The sequence below is a fragment of the Bacillus sp. TH30 genome (assembly GCF_016650875.1).
Lineage (GTDB): Bacteria > Bacillota > Bacilli > Bacillales > Bacillaceae_G > Bacillus_A > Bacillus_A mycoides.
Map to the genome: position 1 here is coordinate 3,543,419 of NZ_JAEKEY010000002.1, position 17,211 is coordinate 3,560,629.

Annotated in this window: 15 protein-coding genes and 1 other annotated feature; of the genes, 13 read left to right on the forward strand and 2 right to left on the reverse strand. The window is 38.1% G+C overall.

Features of this window, described 5'->3' with window-relative positions:
- The first annotated feature begins 38 nt into the window (after positions 1–38).
- The 8 genes from JFU20_RS20415 to JFU20_RS20450 all read left to right on the forward strand — a co-directional run bounded on the left by JFU20_RS20415 (position 39) and on the right by JFU20_RS20450 (position 8,638).
- Positions 39–551 (forward strand): adenine phosphoribosyltransferase, encoded by a 513-nt coding sequence (locus tag JFU20_RS20415; RefSeq protein WP_002015305.1) that lies wholly within the window; start codon positions 39–41, stop codon positions 549–551.
- Positions 552–762: 211 nt separating this feature from the next.
- Complete coding sequence (gene relA, locus JFU20_RS20420) at positions 763–2,946, forward strand: GTP diphosphokinase (RefSeq protein WP_002015304.1); 2,184 nt, start codon at positions 763–765, stop codon at positions 2,944–2,946.
- A gap of 17 nt (positions 2,947–2,963) precedes the next feature.
- Complete coding sequence (locus tag JFU20_RS20425; protein WP_002015302.1) at positions 2,964–3,404, forward strand: D-tyrosyl-tRNA(Tyr) deacylase; 441 nt, start codon at positions 2,964–2,966, stop codon at positions 3,402–3,404.
- 116 nt (positions 3,405–3,520) lie between these two features.
- Positions 3,521–3,853: a YrdB family protein gene (locus JFU20_RS20430; RefSeq protein ID WP_002015301.1), complete on the forward strand. Its 333-nt coding sequence runs from the start codon at positions 3,521–3,523 to the stop codon at positions 3,851–3,853.
- Between the two features lie 82 nt (positions 3,854–3,935).
- Positions 3,936–4,112 carry a hypothetical protein gene (locus tag JFU20_RS20435; protein WP_002015300.1) on the forward strand — a complete coding sequence of 59 codons (177 nt, stop codon included), beginning with the start codon at positions 3,936–3,938 and terminating at the stop codon, positions 4,110–4,112.
- Between the two features lie 54 nt (positions 4,113–4,166).
- Positions 4,167–4,397 (forward strand) — a binding site (T-box leader).
- Positions 4,398–4,466: 69 nt separating this feature from the next.
- Complete coding sequence (hisS, locus tag JFU20_RS20440) at positions 4,467–5,738, forward strand: histidine--tRNA ligase (protein WP_033710149.1); 1,272 nt, start codon at positions 4,467–4,469, stop codon at positions 5,736–5,738.
- A gap of 12 nt (positions 5,739–5,750) precedes the next feature.
- Positions 5,751–7,526: an aspartate--tRNA ligase gene (aspS, locus tag JFU20_RS20445; RefSeq protein ID WP_002015297.1), complete on the forward strand. Its 1,776-nt coding sequence runs from the start codon at positions 5,751–5,753 to the stop codon at positions 7,524–7,526.
- 344 nt (positions 7,527–7,870) lie between these two features.
- Positions 7,871–8,638: a tRNA threonylcarbamoyladenosine dehydratase gene (locus tag JFU20_RS20450; protein WP_000903181.1), complete on the forward strand. Its 768-nt coding sequence runs from the start codon at positions 7,871–7,873 to the stop codon at positions 8,636–8,638.
- Between the two features lie 157 nt (positions 8,639–8,795).
- On the opposite strand, the gene JFU20_RS20455 is transcribed toward JFU20_RS20450, so the two are convergent.
- Both JFU20_RS20455 and JFU20_RS20460 read right to left on the reverse strand, forming a co-directional pair.
- Complete coding sequence (locus JFU20_RS20455) at positions 8,796–9,437, reverse strand: RsfA family transcriptional regulator (protein WP_002015296.1); 642 nt, start codon at positions 9,435–9,437, stop codon at positions 8,796–8,798.
- A 37-nt stretch (positions 9,438–9,474) separates the two neighbouring features.
- Entirely contained in the window at positions 9,475–10,761 is a 1,287-nt protein-coding gene (locus JFU20_RS20460; RefSeq protein ID WP_002015295.1) for a replication-associated recombination protein A, read from the reverse strand.
- 394 nt (positions 10,762–11,155) lie between these two features.
- Here JFU20_RS20460 and cymR point away from each other — a divergent pair, with 394 nt between their 5' ends.
- From cymR to recD2, 5 genes are all read left to right on the forward strand, one after another.
- On the forward strand, positions 11,156–11,572 hold the full coding sequence (gene cymR, locus JFU20_RS20465; RefSeq protein WP_000704117.1) for a cysteine metabolism transcriptional regulator CymR: 417 nt from the start codon (positions 11,156–11,158) through the stop codon (positions 11,570–11,572).
- Between the two features lie 35 nt (positions 11,573–11,607).
- On the forward strand, positions 11,608–12,753 hold the full coding sequence (locus JFU20_RS20470; protein ID WP_002015293.1) for a cysteine desulfurase family protein: 1,146 nt from the start codon (positions 11,608–11,610) through the stop codon (positions 12,751–12,753).
- A 16-nt stretch (positions 12,754–12,769) separates the two neighbouring features.
- The gene (gene mnmA / locus JFU20_RS20475) at positions 12,770–13,885 is read left to right on the forward strand and encodes a tRNA 2-thiouridine(34) synthase MnmA (RefSeq protein WP_002088752.1); all 1,116 of its coding nucleotides are present in this window, start codon (positions 12,770–12,772) and stop codon (positions 13,883–13,885) included.
- Between the two features lie 110 nt (positions 13,886–13,995).
- Entirely contained in the window at positions 13,996–14,655 is a 660-nt protein-coding gene (locus JFU20_RS20480; RefSeq protein ID WP_002088750.1) for a tetratricopeptide repeat protein, read from the forward strand.
- Between the two features lie 107 nt (positions 14,656–14,762).
- A complete protein-coding gene (recD2, locus tag JFU20_RS20485; RefSeq protein ID WP_002015289.1) occupies positions 14,763–17,099 on the forward strand; it encodes an SF1B family DNA helicase RecD2 in 2,337 nt (778 codons plus the stop codon).
- The last annotated feature ends 112 nt before the right edge of the window (positions 17,100–17,211 follow it).

The following is a 17,211-nucleotide window of genomic DNA, read 5'->3' on the forward strand; positions in this document are numbered from 1 at the left end:
ATTTACAAACCTTTTATATCTGAGGAGGATTCAGAAATATGGATTTCAAGCAACATATCGCAATTGTACCAGATTATCCGAAAGAAGGTATTGTGTTTAAAGACATTACACCTTTAATGAACGACGGAAAAGCATATAAAGCAGCAACAGATGCAATCGTTGAGTATGCAAATAAAAGAGACATTGATGTTGTAGTAGGACCAGAAGCGCGTGGTTTTATTATTGGTTGCCCAGTTTCTTATGCATTAGAAGTAGGTTTCGCACCAGTTCGTAAATTAGGAAAATTACCACGTGAAGTAATTACAGTTGACTACGGTAAAGAATATGGAACGGATGTTTTAACAATCCATAAAGATGCAATTAAGCCAGGCCAACGTGTATTAATTACAGATGACTTATTAGCTACAGGTGGAACAATCGAAGCGACAATTAAACTAGTTGAAGAACTTGGTGGAGTTGTAGCAGGAATTGCATTTTTAGTAGAACTTACTTACTTAGATGGTCGTAAAATGTTAGATGGTTACGATGTATTAGTATTAGAAAAATACTAATCATTATATAGGTGAAACTACGGTGATAAAAAAGTACCCGTGAATCTCTTGGAGAGGAGCGGGTACTTTTGTATAATTGCACAAAAAAACATGGTGAAATGTCAGTAAAATCTTTTCCTTTTCACAATTCACAATCATTGGGTTATAATGATAGAATATAATTTATTCTATTCAATAAAGATAAAGTCAATTTTCAATAAAAGGTGATTCGATGGCAAATGAGCAAGTACTAACAGCTGAACAGGTACTCGAGAAAGCAAGTCAATATTTAGCGGATGGAGATATTGAGCTAGTGGCACGTGCCTATGAATATGCGCGTGATGCACATAGCGAACAATATAGAAAATCGGGTGAACCATATATTATTCACCCAATTCAAGTTGCAGGTATTTTAGTTGATTTACACATGGATCCGGCTACAGTATCGGCAGGTTTCTTACATGATGTAGTGGAAGATACAGAAATTACATTAGAAGACATTGAACGGGAATTTAATAAAGAAATCGCTATGCTTGTCGATGGTGTTACAAAGCTTGGAAAGATTAAATATAAATCCCATGAGCAGCAACAAGCAGAAAACCATCGCAAAATGTTTATCGCAATGGCTCAAGATATTCGAGTTATTTTAATTAAACTAGCTGATCGTCTTCATAACATGCGTACATTGAAACATTTGCCTCAAGAGAAGCAGCGTCGCATTGCGAATGAAACGTTAGAAATCTTTGCACCTTTAGCACATAGACTCGGAATTAGTACTATTAAATGGGAGTTAGAGGATACGTCACTTCGCTATTTAAACCCGCAGCAATATTATCGTATTGTGAATTTAATGAAGCGTAAACGTGCAGAGCGTGAAGAATATTTAGATGAAGTAATGACTGGCATTCGCGAGAAATTAAAAGAGGTTTCAATTCAACCTGAGATTTCTGGAAGACCAAAACATATTTACAGTATTTATCGTAAAATGGCATTGCAAAATAAACAATTCAATGAAATTTACGATTTACTAGCTGTACGTGTCGTTGTGAATAGTATTAAAGATTGCTATGCGGTGCTTGGAATTATTCATACGTGCTGGAAACCAATGCCAGGTCGTTTTAAAGATTATATTGCAATGCCGAAAGCAAATTTATATCAATCTCTTCATACGACTGTAATTGGACCAAAAGGTGATCCGCTAGAAGTGCAAATTCGTACGAAAGAAATGCATGAGATTGCAGAATTCGGAATCGCGGCACATTGGGCGTATAAAGAAGGTAAAGCAGCAGAAACAACGGGTACATTAGAGAAGAAACTAACTTGGTTCCGTCAAATATTAGAATGGCAAAATGAAGCTTCTAATGCAGAAGAATTTATGGAGTCATTAAAAATTGATTTATTCTCTGACATGGTATTCGTCTTTACACCAAAAGGCGATGTAATGGAATTACCACTTGGCTCTGTTCCAATTGATTTTTCGTATCGTGTCCATTCGGAAATTGGAAACAAGACAATTGGTGCAAAAGTAAATGGGAAAATGGTGACGCTTGATTATAAGTTGAAAACTGGTGACATCATTGAAATTTTAACATCGAAACATTCGTATGGTCCAAGTCAAGATTGGGTAAAGCTTGCTCAAACATCTCATGCGAAAAATAAAATACGTCAATTCTTTAAGAAACAACGTAGAGATGAAAATATTGAAAAAGGCCGTGAACTTGTTGAAAAAGAAGTGCGTGGCTTAGAGTATGAGATGAAAGAAGTATTAGCGCTTGATAATTTAAAACGTGTCGCTGAGAAGTTTAACTTTGCAAATGAAGAAGATATGTTTGCAGCAGTTGGATATAACGGAATTACAGCAGCGCAAATTGTTACGCGACTAACGGACAAGTTCCGTAAACAACGTGAAGAAGAAGACATCGTTGAAGTTAAAGAAGTTCGTAAACCGATGAAAATTCGAAAATGGGATTCTGGTGTAAAGGTAAGTGGTGCAGATAATTTGTTAATTCGTTTATCAAAATGCTGTAACCCAGTTCCAGGCGATGATATCGTTGGGTATATTACGAAAGGTCGAGGCGTATCAATTCACCGTTGCGATTGCGTCAATGTGCATACAGAAGAAGCGGTGGAGCGTTTACTAGAAGTAGATTGGGAAGGTAGTCCTGAAAAAGAAATTGAGTACAATGTTGATATTGAAATTTCAGGCTATGATCGTCGTGGTTTATTGAATGAAGTATTACAAGCTGTTACAGAAACGAAGACGTATATCTCAGCTGTTTCTGGTAGAAGTGATCGTAATAAGATGGCAACGATTAACATGTCGATTTCTATTCGAAACTTACAACACTTGAAAAAAGTAGTAGAGCGCATTAAACGTGTTCCAGAAATTTATGCCGTACGACGCATGATGCATTAATAGGGAGTGTAGAAAAGATGAGAGTTGTTTTACAACGATCAAAGGAAGCGTCTGTCACAGTAGATGGCGAGATTGTAGGGCAAATTCCATTCGGTTTAACATTACTAGTTGGCATTACGCATGAAGATACAGAAAAAGATGCAACTTATATCGCAGAAAAAATTGCAAACCTACGTATTTTTGAAGATGAGAGCGGAAAGATGAACCACTCTGTACTTGATATGAAGGGACAAGTTCTATCTATTTCGCAATTTACATTATACGGAGATTGCCGCAAGGGAAGACGTCCAAACTTTATGGATGCTGCGAAACCTGATTATGCAGAACATTTATATGATTTCTTTAATGAAGAAGTTCGTAAACAAGGACTGCATGTGGAGACAGGACAGTTCGGAGCAATGATGGACGTTTCTTTAATCAATGATGGTCCGGTGACCTTAATTGTAGAAAGTAAATAGTGTTGCCGGGGAAGAGAGGATTATAGGTCCTCTCTTTTTTCATACATTGTGGTATGTTTTGTTTAGTTACAATAGGATTTAATTTGAAGAGGAATAAAAGGAAAAGAAGGTGTAGCATGCTTCAAGAATTCAATATAGCTTTACGTTTTATGCTGGAGTTATGCATTCTTGGGATTGTTGGATACTGGGGGTTCCGAATAGGAGAAATACCTGTTGTAAAAATTACACTGGCTATTAGTCTTCCGATTGTTGTTGCTGTCATATGGGGGTTATTTGGAGCTCCATACGCAGAGTGGGAAGTGCGTGGTATATTGCATGTATTGTTAGAAATTATCGTGTTTGGAGTAGGTGTTGCAGCGTTGTATCATTTGAAGCACCCTTTACTTGCGAGTGGATTGGCTACCGTTATTATTGTTAATCGCATTCTTATGTTTATTTGGAATCAATAACTGTTTCGGCTATGTATAACTATCTCATCAATATGGAACAATAAAAAGTAAAACAACCATATTGAATGTGAGGGATATACGTATGCGTATGAATGAAAAAGGGCATTCTGTTACAAATGGTGCAAATCAACTGTTTAACGTAAATTTACATGATTTTATTTCAAAAGAACAAAACAATACTTCAATGGAGCTTGCTTCTGAGTTTGGAATTTCACTACAAGATGTAAAGCGCCTAAAGAAGCAAATTGAGCGCTCTTAGAGCACTTGACAATCCTACTCAACAAACGTATAGTAATTTTATATTTACATATGAATATAGCCGTTGATAGAGGAGAGTAAATGAGATACACATGGAAAGAGAAGAAATGTCCTAGGCTGAAAACATTTCTACATGATGACTGATTGAATGACACTCTGTAGGTTTCAACTTGAAAGGCTTATACGCTTAGTAGAGATGAACGCAAATTTAAGCGTTATTAAAAAAGTGGAAGCATACGTGCTTCAATTAGGGTGGCACCACGGGTATAATACTCTCGTCCCTACTGTTCAAACAGTAGAGGCGGGAGTTTTTTTATTTTTATTAAGATTAAAACAATTTGAGGAGGAACTGAATATGTCTATTCAAATCCCACGCGGAACGCAAGATATTCTTCCAGGTAGTGTTGAGTTATGGCAGTATATCGAAGGGCAAGCGCGCGACATTTGCCGTCGTTACAATTATAAAGAAATTCGTACACCAATGTTTGAGCACACAGAGCTATTTTTACGTGGTGTTGGTGATACGACAGATATCGTACAAAAAGAAATGTATTCATTCCAAGACCGTGGAGAGCGTAGTTTAACATTACGTCCAGAAGGTACTGCACCTGTTGTACGTTCTTACGTTGAAAACAAAATGTTCGGTGATGCAACACAACCAACAAAATTATACTATATCGGCCAAATGTTCCGTTATGAAAGACCACAAGCAGGTCGCTATCGTCAATTCGTACAATTCGGTATTGAAGCAATTGGTAGTAACGATCCAGCAATTGATGCAGAAGTAATTGCACTTGCTGTAGAGTTTTACCGCGGTATGGGCTTGAAAAATATTAAAGTTGTATTAAATAGCTTAGGTGATGCAGCGAGTCGTCAAGCACACCGTGATGCGTTAATTGCTCACTTTGAGCCGCGCATAGGAGAATTCTGTTCTGATTGCCAATCTCGCTTAGAAAAAAACCCTCTTCGTATTTTAGACTGTAAGAAGGACCGTAATCATGAATTAATGAGCACGGCACCATCTATTACAGAATACTTAAACGAAGATTCAGCAGTATACTACGACAAAGTACAAGAACTACTAACGACGATGGATGTTCCATTTGAGAAAGATCCGAATTTAGTACGTGGTTTAGACTACTACCAACACACTGTTTTTGAAATTATGAGTGAGGCAGAAGGTTTCGGTGCTATCACAACATTAAGTGGCGGTGGCCGTTATAACGGACTTGTACAAGAAATCGGTGGACCGGAAATGCCAGGTATCGGTTTTGCGATGAGTATTGAGCGTTTAATTATGGCGCTGAAGGCTGAAAATATTGAGTTACCAATTGAACATAGTATTGATTGTTACGTTGTAGCACTTGGTGAAAAAGCGAAAGACCGTGCTGCAAAAGTTGCGTTCGATCTTCGTAAAGCTGGATTATCAGTTGAAAAAGATTATTTAGATCGCAAAATGAAAGCACAATTTAAATCTGCAGATCGTTTAAATGCGAAATACGTAGCTGTATTAGGGGAAGATGAGCTAGATAAAGGCATCATTAACTTAAAAGATATGGCAACAGGCGGACAAGAAGAAGTAGCGTTAGATGTATTTGCTTCATATGTAGCAGAGAAATTAATATAGGGGGAACTTAAAGTGGCTGAAAGAACACATGCATGCGGGAAAGTAACAGTAGAAGCGGTTGGACAAACAGTTCAATTAAAAGGTTGGGTACAAAAACGCCGTGATTTAGGTGGATTAATCTTTATCGACTTACGTGACCGTACAGGTATCGTACAAGTTGTATTTAATCCAGAAACATCAAAAGAAGCGTTAGAAGTAGCAGAAACGATTCGTAGCGAATACGTATTGCACGTAGAAGGTACAGTTGTTGAACGTGGTGAAGGCGCAATTAATGATAATATGGCAACTGGTCGTATTGAAGTACAAGCATCGAAAGTAAATGTATTAAACGCAGCGAAAACAACGCCAATCATTATTGCTGATGATACAGATGCATCAGAAGATGTGCGTTTAAAATATCGTTACTTAGACTTACGTCGTCCTGCAATGTTCAACACATTCAAAATGCGTCATGACGTAACGAAAACAATTCGTAACTTCTTAGATACAGAAGAGTTCTTAGAAGTTGAAACACCAATTTTAACGAAGAGCACGCCAGAAGGAGCTCGCGACTATTTAGTACCAAGCCGTGTGCATGATGGTGAATTTTATGCATTACCTCAATCTCCGCAGCTATTTAAACAGCTTCTTATGGTCGGTGGATTTGAGCGTTACTATCAAGTAGCACGTTGTTTCCGTGACGAAGATTTACGTGCGGACCGTCAACCGGAATTCACGCAAATTGATATCGAGGCATCATTCTTAACACAAGATGAAATTTTAGAAATGATGGAGCGTATGATGACGAAAGTCATGAAGGATGCAAAAGGTGTAGAAGTTAGTGCACCATTCCCTCGTATGAAATATGCTGATGCAATGGCTCGTTTTGGTTCTGATAAGCCGGATACACGCTTTGAAATGGAACTAAAAGACCTATCTGAATTTGCAGTAGGTTGTGGATTTAAAGTATTTACAAGTGCTGTAGAAAACGGCGGACAAGTAAAAGCGATTAACGCAAAAGGTGCAGCGAGCAAATACTCTCGTAAAGACATCGATGCATTAACTGAATTCGCCAAAGTATACGGTGCAAAAGGTCTAGCTTGGCTTAAAGTTGAAGAAGACGGCTTAAAAGGACCGATTGCGAAATTCTTCGGTGAAGAAGAGGCAAACGTGTTAATGAGTACATTAGAAGCGGATGCTGGTGACTTATTACTATTCGTAGCAGATAAGAAAAGTGTTGTTGCAGATAGCTTAGGTGCACTTCGTTTACGTCTAGGTAAAGAACTTGAGTTAATTGACGAAAGTAAATTTAACTTCCTATGGGTAACTGATTGGCCACTTCTTGAGTACGATGAAGATGCAGATCGTTACTTCGCAGCTCACCACCCATTCACAATGCCATTCCGTGAAGACGTTGAGTTATTAGAAACAGCACCAGAAAAAGCACGTGCACAAGCATATGACCTTGTATTAAACGGTTATGAGCTTGGTGGTGGATCACTTCGTATTTACGAGCGTGACGTACAAGAAAAAATGTTCAAAGCACTTGGATTCTCACAAGAAGAAGCACAAGAACAATTCGGATTCTTATTAGAAGCATTCGAATACGGTACACCACCACACGGCGGAATCGCATTAGGTTTAGACCGTCTTGTTATGTTACTTGCAGGTCGTACGAATCTTCGTGATACAATTGCATTCCCGAAAACAGCAAGCGCAAGCTGCTTATTAACAGAAGCGCCAAGCCCAGTTGCAGAAGCTCAGCTTGAAGAGCTAAGCTTAAAATTGAGCTTGAAAGAAGAGAAGTAAGAATAGAGTCTAGATGGTTATACTATAGCCGTCTAGGCTTTTTTTGAGGGGAAGTTTAAAAAGTCCGGTTCAGATAACTGTCGCATCTCATCGTTACGTATGCTAGTCCGGTGCTCGAGTAGTACTCCTACACTGCGCTCCTCCTAGCATACGTGCCTCAATCTGCTAGGTTCTCTAAATCCTCCTTTTTAAACGTATACGTAAGAAAAAGGTCCGGTTTTACATTATGTTTTCCTTGTTTGAAATACGTATTTTTAGGAATTATATAACTTTTTCTATACAAATAGTCGGAAAAACGCTAGAATACATGGTAGACCATTTTTGTAATAGGAGTGTAGAGCTGAATGTTACATCAATTTTCACGTAATGAATTAGCCTTTGGAAAAGAAGGCCTTGAAATATTAAAAAACAGTACAGTCGGTATTTTAGGTATTGGCGGCGTAGGATCATTTTCGGCAGAAGCGTTAGCACGTTCTGGCGTAGGACGTCTCGTATTAGTTGACAAAGATGTTGTAGATATTACAAACGTAAACCGTCAAATTCACGCGTTAGTATCTACTGTAGGACGTTCAAAAGTAGAATTAATGAAAGAGCGTATTGCAGATATTAATCCAGAGTGTGAAGTAATTGGACTAGAGATGTTTTATACAGATGAAACATATGAAGAGTTCTTTAAACACGGTTTAGATTTCGTAGTAGATGCATCTGATACGATTACGTTCAAAATTCATTTAATTAAACAATGTTTACGTCGTAAAATCAAAATTATCTCATGTATGGGTGCGGCAAATAAAATGGACCCAACTCGTTTCCGTATTGCGGACATTTCTAAAACACATACAGATCCAATTGCGAAAGTAATTCGTACGAAGCTTCGTAAAGATGGTATTAAAAAAGGTGTAAAAGTTGTCTTCTCTGACGAAAACCCAATCGTAATTCGTGAAGAAGTACGTAAAGAAATCGTACCGGACGAAAATGCAAAAATTCGTAAAGCGAAATTACCACCTTCTTCAAATGCATTCGTACCATCTGTGGCAGGCTTAATTATGGCAAGTCACGTTGTACGTGAACGTATTAAAAACGTAGAAGTGAAGCGTGTAGGGCAAGAATAAAAAGAAAGCATATATCCATTTCGGATATATGCTTTTTGTATGTTTTAAAGAAATGTCGATGTCGAATCGTTAATATAATTTCATTTACTGTGGTACTTTTTCACTAAGGGAAAATAAACAGGGATGTCACTTAGTTGAAAAAGTGGCATCCCTGTTTTTAGTTTTCTGCAGAATATATAATATCTAAATTTCCATTTTGATCGGTTTTGAAAATCGGAGCAATTTGCTCTTCTTGTTCTTCGACCGAAACAAGTTTTCGAGCACGATCCATAATTCTAACAAGCATTGCATAATCTTCTTCGATTGCTTGTTGTTTTTTTGTGAGAACAGCTAATTTTGCTTCAAGTTCATTATTCGTTTTTTTCAGGGAAGTGAGCTGATCTTGTAATACGTCATTTTCAGTTTGTAACTTTGCGAGTGAAGGGTTATTGTGCTCCAAGTTTTGCAAAAATGAGATGACATTTTGCATTGTAAGATCTTGTTTATTTGGGACAATATCTTCTGAAAACTCGGCATCGATTACGAGCTGCCGAGTTTGTGTGAACTGCTCTTTTTCTATTTTAGCTTCCGAACGCTTTAATTCTTTACGTTGTTTTTTTGCGATTTGCACCGCATCTTCATAATATGGTCTTACTTCAGCATTCCATCTAAAGCCACAAGCTGCTGAAGTTCGGTTTAATGTATCACCAACTTCATCGAATGCTTTTATTTGTGTACTTCCGCTGCGAATATGTCGTAAAACAGTTTCTGCTAAAAGGAGATCGTCTTCTTTTGTCCATGCATCTTGACGTGTTTTCATAAGCGAACCCTCCGTAATGGTGACGTTTTCGCTTATATTACCCTTTATTCTTCGTTTTATGCGAACTTTGTAATCTTTCATAAACAGTAGAAAGTGCTTGTTCAAATTTTCCTGTCGTTTTCGGTTTATAATATTGCTTGTTTTTAATTTTATCAGGTAAGTATTGTTGTTGTACCCAACCGTTTGGGTGATCGTGTGGATATAAGTATCCGATGCCTCTTCCTAACGATTCGGCTCCTTTATAATGACTATCTTTTAAATGACTTGGAATATCGCCTGTTTGGCCATTACGTAAATCGTGTAGTGCGGCATCGAGTGCTTTATAGGCCGAGTTTGATTTCGGTGATAGACAAAGTTCAATAACAGCATTTGCAAGTGGTATGCGTGCCTCTGGGAAGCCGACCCGTTCAGCTGATTCAATCGCTGCAAGTGTACGTTGTCCAGCTTGTGGGCTAGCAAGTCCGATATCTTCATATGCCATAATAAGCAGACGTCTACCGATGCTTTGTAAGTCACCAGCTTCAATAAGACGTGCTAAATAATGAAGTGCGGCGTTCACATCACTTCCGCGTACTGATTTTTGAAAAGCAGATAAAACGTCATAGTGAGCATCGCCACCTTTGTCGTGAACGAAACTCTTTTTCTGTAAGCATTCTTCTGCGATTTCAAGTGTAATTTCCACGGCTTTGTCGTCAGTTGTAAAGCTAGATAAAACAGCTAGTTCAAGTGCATTATAAGCTGAGCGCATATCTCCGCCTGACGCATTTGCAAAGTGATGTAATGCTTCATCCGTAACAGTTACATCATATTCCCCAAGCCCTTTTTCTTTATCTTCAAGCGCTCGTTTTAAGCCAATTAAAATATCATCTTCTGTTAATGCGTGTAATTCGAAGATTTGACAACGACTTCGAATAGCAGAATTAATAGCATGGAACGGATTGCTTGTCGTTGCACCAATTAAAGTAAGAAGTCCGCTTTCTAAATGGGGTAATAGAAAGTCTTGCTTCGCTTTATCTAGCCTATGAACTTCATCCAAAATTAAAACGAGGTGCCGATGCATCTTCGCTTCTTGTACGACAACTTCCATATCTTTTTTATTATGAGTAACAGCGTTTAAGAGGCGAAACAGGGTTCCAGTACTTCCTGCAATTGCGCTGGCGATTGATGTTTTTCCTGTGCCTGGAGGACCGTATAAAATCATTGATTGAAAATGATTTGCTTGGACCATTCGCCATAAAATCTTGCCTTCACCAACTAAATGCTGTTGTCCGATAATTTCTTGAATATTTGTAGGGCGCATTCGATGTGCGAGTGGTTGTTTCATTTGATCCTCTCCCTTAATGTATAATCTCATTCTATCGTATCATTTTTTTTGATGAAATTTGAAATAGGATGCTGTTTTGTGGGGAAAATGAATATGAATATTCCTATTTTTCTTTCAATTGTAATAATTTCCGAGTTTTTCAATGTGATTTTATGTTATCATTTTGATACACAAGTTGAAATTTCTTATAATACTATATTATGCTATAATTTCATAGGATTTTAAATTGTGTTCTTTTATAAAGTGAAACTTTAATCAGTGGGGGTTTTGTTCATCCCCCACCTAACTTCTTTGCTCCAGCCGAATTTTGAGGTGGGAGTTTTACTGCCTGCAAATAGCTGGATAAATAAGATATAACCAATAGAAGTGAAAATTTGAAATGAGGTGCAAATAGATGAAGATTTCAACGAAAGGCCGCTACGGCTTAACAATTATGATCGACCTTGCAAAAAAGTTTGGTGAAGGCCCAATTTCATTAAAATCAATTGCACAGGCACATGATCTATCTGAGCATTACTTAGAGCAATTAATTTCACCACTTCGTAACGCTCGTCTTGTAAAGAGTACGCGTGGTGCATATGGTGGATATGTATTATCTGATCAGCCAGTCAACATTACAGCTGGAGATGTAATCCGTGTACTAGAGGGTCCAATTAGTGTTGTAGAAATGATAGAAGAAGAAGAACCAGCACAACGCCAATTATGGATGCGTGTTCGTGATGCAGTGCAAGAAGTATTAGATAGTACAACTTTAGAAGATTTAGTACGTTATGAGGAAGAAAATCACGGGGGCTATATGTTTTACATTTAATTCCTTGTGAAACGATTTGGAAAGAAGGAGATTTAATGGAACGCATTTACTTAGATCATGCTGCGACATCTCCGACTCACCCAGAAGTGGTCGAAAAGATGATTCCATATATGACAGAAACATTTGGAAACCCGTCTAGTATTCACTTTTATGGGCGTCAAACGCGCCATGCGGTAGATGAAGCGAGACGTGTGTGTGCACGTAGCATTCACGCGAGTCCAAATGAAATTATATTCACGAGCGGTGGTACAGAAGCTGATAATTTAGCGCTTATAGGTGTAGCGCGTGCGAATCGTCATAAAGGTAACCACGTTATTACAACGCAAATTGAACATCATGCGATTTTGCATACGTGTGAATTGTTAGAGCGTGAAGGATTTGAAGTGACGTATTTACCTGTTGATGAAACAGGGCGTGTTCAAGTTTCTGACATACAAAAGGCACTAACGGAAGAGACGATTCTTGTATCTATTATGTTCGGGAATAATGAAGTAGGGACAATACAACCAATTGTGGAAATAGGAAAGTTGTTAAAAGAGCATCAAGCTTATTTCCACACAGATGCTGTACAAGCTTACGGTTTAATAGAAATAGATGTGAAAGAGTTTGGTATTGATTTATTATCGATTTCCGCTCACAAAATTAACGGCCCAAAAGGTGTAGGGTTCCTATATGCTGGTGCAAATGTGAAATTTGAACCGTTATTAATAGGCGGAGAGCAAGAAAGAAAACGTCGTGCTGGTACTGAAAATGTACCTAGTATTGTTGGACTTCAACATGCAGTTTCGCTAGCTGAAAAAACTCGTGAGCAAAAAAATGCCCAATATGAAGAGTTTAAAGATATAATGGTATCTGTCTTCAAAAATAAGGACATTCATTTCGAGGTAAACGGAGACTTAGAATATCGCTTACCACATGTGTTTAATATAAATTTTACAGGAATGAATATTGAACCGTTTCTTGTAAACCTAGACTTAGCTGGTATTGCAGTATCAAGTGGTTCTGCTTGTACAGCTGGTTCGATTGATCCATCACATGTATTAGTGGCGATGTTCGGAAAAGACTCCGATCAAATACGTTCATCCGTACGCTTTAGTTTCGGACTTGGAAATACGAAAGAGCAAATTGAAAAAGCGGCGTACGAAACAGTGAAAATCGTGAAGCGATTAACACAAAATTAGCATGGGAGGTGACATGATGAACAAACTACCTCAAGAAACACGCGTTGTCATCGGGATGTCCGGTGGCGTCGATTCATCTGTAGCAGCTCTTTTATTAAAAGAGCAGGGTTATGATGTAATCGGAATTTTTATGAAAAACTGGGATGATACAGATGCAAATGGTGTCTGCACAGCAACAGAAGATTACAATGATGTAATTGAAGTGTGTAACCAAATCGGCATTCCGTATTATGCAGTAAACTTTGAAAAACAATACTGGGATAAAGTATTCACGTACTTTTTAGATGAGTACCGAGCTGGTCGTACACCAAACCCAGATGTAATGTGTAACAAAGAAATTAAATTTAAAGCATTTTTAGAGCATGCAATTGCACTTGGTGCTGATTATGTAGCAACAGGTCATTATGCACGCGTTGCTTATATGGACGGCGAATATAAAATGCTTCGCGGCGTTGATGACAATAAAGATCAAACATATTTCTTAAATCAATTAAGCCAAGAGCAACTATCAAAAACAATGTTCCCATTAGGTGAATTAAAGAAACCACAAATTCGCGAAATGGCGACAGAAGCTGGTTTAGCGACAGCGGCGAAGAAAGATAGTACTGGCATTTGCTTCATCGGTGAGCGTAACTTTAAAGATTTCTTAAGTAACTATTTACCGGCGCAACCAGGTGTGATGCAAACATTATCTGGTGAAGTGAAAGGGAAACATGATGGTTTAATGTATTATACAATTGGACAACGTCATGGCCTTGGTATTGGTGGTAATGGTGATCCGTGGTTTGCTGTGGGGAAAAACTTGAAAGAAAACATTTTATATGTTGATCAAGGATTCCATAACGAACTTCTATATGGTGATGAAGTTATTGCTACGAATGTAGGCTGGGTAAGTAATAAAGCGAAGGAAAAAGAATTTACGTGTACAGCGAAATTCCGTTATCGTCAAGCAGACAATAAAGTAACGGTTCAAATTGTTGATGAAAATACAGTTCGTATTCTTTGTGATGAGCCAATTCGTGCGATTACGCCAGGTCAAGCAGTTGTTTTCTATGATGGAGATGAGTGCTTAGGCGGCGCTACAATTGATGAAGTATATCATAGTGGTAAGAAATTAGATTATTTAGGATAACACGAGAAGCCTCTGCCGATTAGCGGTTAGAGGTTTCTTTTACATAAAGCGAATTTTTGTTCGCTTGGAAAATACATTCTTTGTTATAATTTGTTGTAGAGGTGAAGGATATGTCAAACAAACTTGAAACAGGTATTAAATATATGCAAGAAGGAAACTGGGAAGAAGCAGCTGAAAATTTCACAGAAGCAATCGAAGAAAATCCGAAAGATGCGCTTGGATACATTAACTTTGCGAATTTATTAGATGTATTAGGTGATAGTGAGCGAGCAATTTTATTTTATAAACGTGCATTAGAATTAGATGGTAAATCTGCGGCTGCTTATTATGGATTAGGAAACGTATATTACGGTCAAGAGCAATTTGCAGAGGCGAAGGCTGTATTTGAACAAGCGATGCAAGTGGGATTACAATCAGCTGACGTAACATTTATGTTAGGTATCACACATGTGCAACTTGGAAATGATCGTCTTGCACTTCCATTTTTACAAAGAGCGACGGAATTAGATGAAGGCGATGTAGAAGCTGTTTTCCAATGCGGACTTTGCTTCGCACGACTAGAACATATTCAAGAGGCAAAACCTTATTTTGAAAAGGTATTAGAAATGGATGAAGAGCATGCAGATGCGTATTATAATTTAGGTGTTGCGTACGTATTCGAGGAGAATAACGAGAAAGCTCTTACTTTATTTAAGAAAGCGACTGAAATTCAAGCAGACCACTTTTTAGCTGGTAATGGTATTCGTTTATTAGAGCAAGAAGCTGAATAAAGTGAAATTATAGTTTAATGCGCAGTTACCCCTCATCTAAAGATTGTGAAAGAGGTGGGGGATGTACTGCTCATTAAAGTGAAAAGAACTCGGAAAGGAGAGGAAATATGGGAAATCAACATGCAATGGATTTGTTTGAGGAAGAAAAAAAATTTATAAAAGCGCAAGTTCTTCATACCATTTTCCACAACGAAGAAAACCTCTATTCCGTTGTCAGTATGAAAGTCATTGAAACGAATGAAACATACGACGAAAAAAAAGTAATGATAAACGGTCATTTTCCCCGTATGCATGAAGATGAAGTGTTTACATTAACAGGTCATTTTAAAGACCACCCAAAGTATGGAAAACAATATTTAGTTGAAACGTTTAAAAAAGAACTGCCACAAACAAAAGCAGGTATGGTGCAATATTTAGCGAGCGATTTATTTAAAGGGATTGGAAAGCGTACAGCTGAAAAAATCGTGGACCATCTTGGTGAGCATGCGATTTCTAAAATTATGGATGATCCGGATGCGTTAAGTGGTGTTGTAAACAAGCAAAAAGCGCAGGAAATATATGAGACGATTATTGAGCATCAAGGGCTCGAGAAAGTGATGAGTTTTTTAAATGGTTACGGTTTTGGAACAAAACTTTCTATTAAAATTTATCAGCAATATAAAGAGATGACATTAGAAGTGATTCGTAATAATCCGTATAAACTTATTGAAGAAGTGGACGGAATTGGATTTGGAAGAGCAGATGATATAGGGCGTGCAATCGGAATAACGGGCAATCACGACGACCGTGTACGCGCAGGGTGTTTTTATACGTTAGAGAATATTTCATTACAACTCGGTCACGTGTATATGGAAAAAGGTCAGCTTGTAAGAGAAACGATGTCACTTTTAAATAATCAAGAAGGCAGAGTGACTGAGGAAGATATTGTAGGCTGCGTTGAAATGATGCAAAGCGAAGGGAAAGTCATTATAGAAGAAGAGCGAGTGTATTTAGCTTCTTTATTCTATTCTGAGAAAGGCGTTGTAAAGTCAATTCGTCGTCTTATGAATCAAGAAGAAACCCCTGCATTCCCTGAAGCAGAAGTGTTAAAAACATTAGGAGAAATTGAAGAACAGCTAAAGGTACAGTATGCACCGCTTCAGCAAGAAGCAGTTCAAACTGCACTTCATAAGCCGATGATGTTATTAACAGGTGGACCAGGGACGGGGAAAACAACAGTTATTAAAGGAATTGTTGAAATGTATGCGTCACTTCACGGAGTATCATTAAATCCGAATGAATATAGTGATGATAATCCATTTCCAATATTATTAACGGCCCCAACTGGAAGAGCGGCGAAGCGCATGAGTGAATCGACAGGACTTCCAGCTTGCACAATTCATCGTCTGCTTGGATGGACGCCAGAAGGGTCTTTTCAGCGCAATGAAACAGACCCTGTACAAGGGAAACTCCTTATTATTGATGAGTTTTCGATGGTAGATATTTGGCTTGCAAATCAGCTATTCAAGTCACTTCCGACAAATATTCAAGTTATCGTTGTAGGCGATGAAGATCAGTTGCCATCTGTAGGACCTGGACAAGTGTTAAAAGATTTATTGAATGCAGGTGCGGTTCCAACGGTCAAGCTTACAGAAATTTATCGTCAAGCGGAAGGGTCATCTGTTATTCAACTTGCCCATGCGATAAAAGACGGAACACTTCCACCAGATTTAGCGCAAAATAAAAAAGATCGTTCATTTATCAGCTGTGCAGGTGCTCAAATTGTTGAAGTTGTAAAAAAAGTATGTGAAAACGCGAAGACGAAAGGGTTTAGCGCAAGAGATGTACAAGTGTTGGCACCTATGTACCGCGGACCGGCAGGTATTAATGTGTTAAATGAAGCTCTCCAAGAAGTGTTCAATCCGAAAAAAGAAAAAAGTAAAGAAATTGCCTACGGTGACGTTGTATACCGCAGAGGTGATAAAGTACTTCAATTAGTCAATCAGCCGGAAAGCCAAGTATTTAATGGTGATATCGGAGAAATCGTTTCGGTGTTTTATGCGAAAGAAAACGTTGAGCAACAAGATATGATTATCGTTTCATTTGATGGGATTGAAGTAACGTATACAAAGCCAGATTTAAATCAAATTACACATGCATATTGCTGCTCGATTCATAAATCACAAGGTAGTGAATTTCCGATTGTTATTATGCCGATTGTAAAAAGCTATAACCGTATGTTACGTCGTAATTTAATTTACACGGGTATTACAAGGAGTAAGAAATTCCTTATTATTTGCGGGGAGGAAGCAGCGTTTCAATCCGGTGTAAATCGCCTTGATGATGCAATGCGTCAAACGACTTTAGCTGGCCGATTGCAAGAATCACAAGGAGAAGTGCAGATGGTGACGGTTAATGGTGAAGAAATGGACGTGGAAAACATTTCACCGTATGATTTCATGTAACAAGGTGAAATTATATAGTGAACCTTTCAAACGTATAACGTTGAAAGGTTCTAGCAATGTATAAATGAATGCAGTTTGGACATAATGGCGAATAGAATCTGGGAGACTGTAA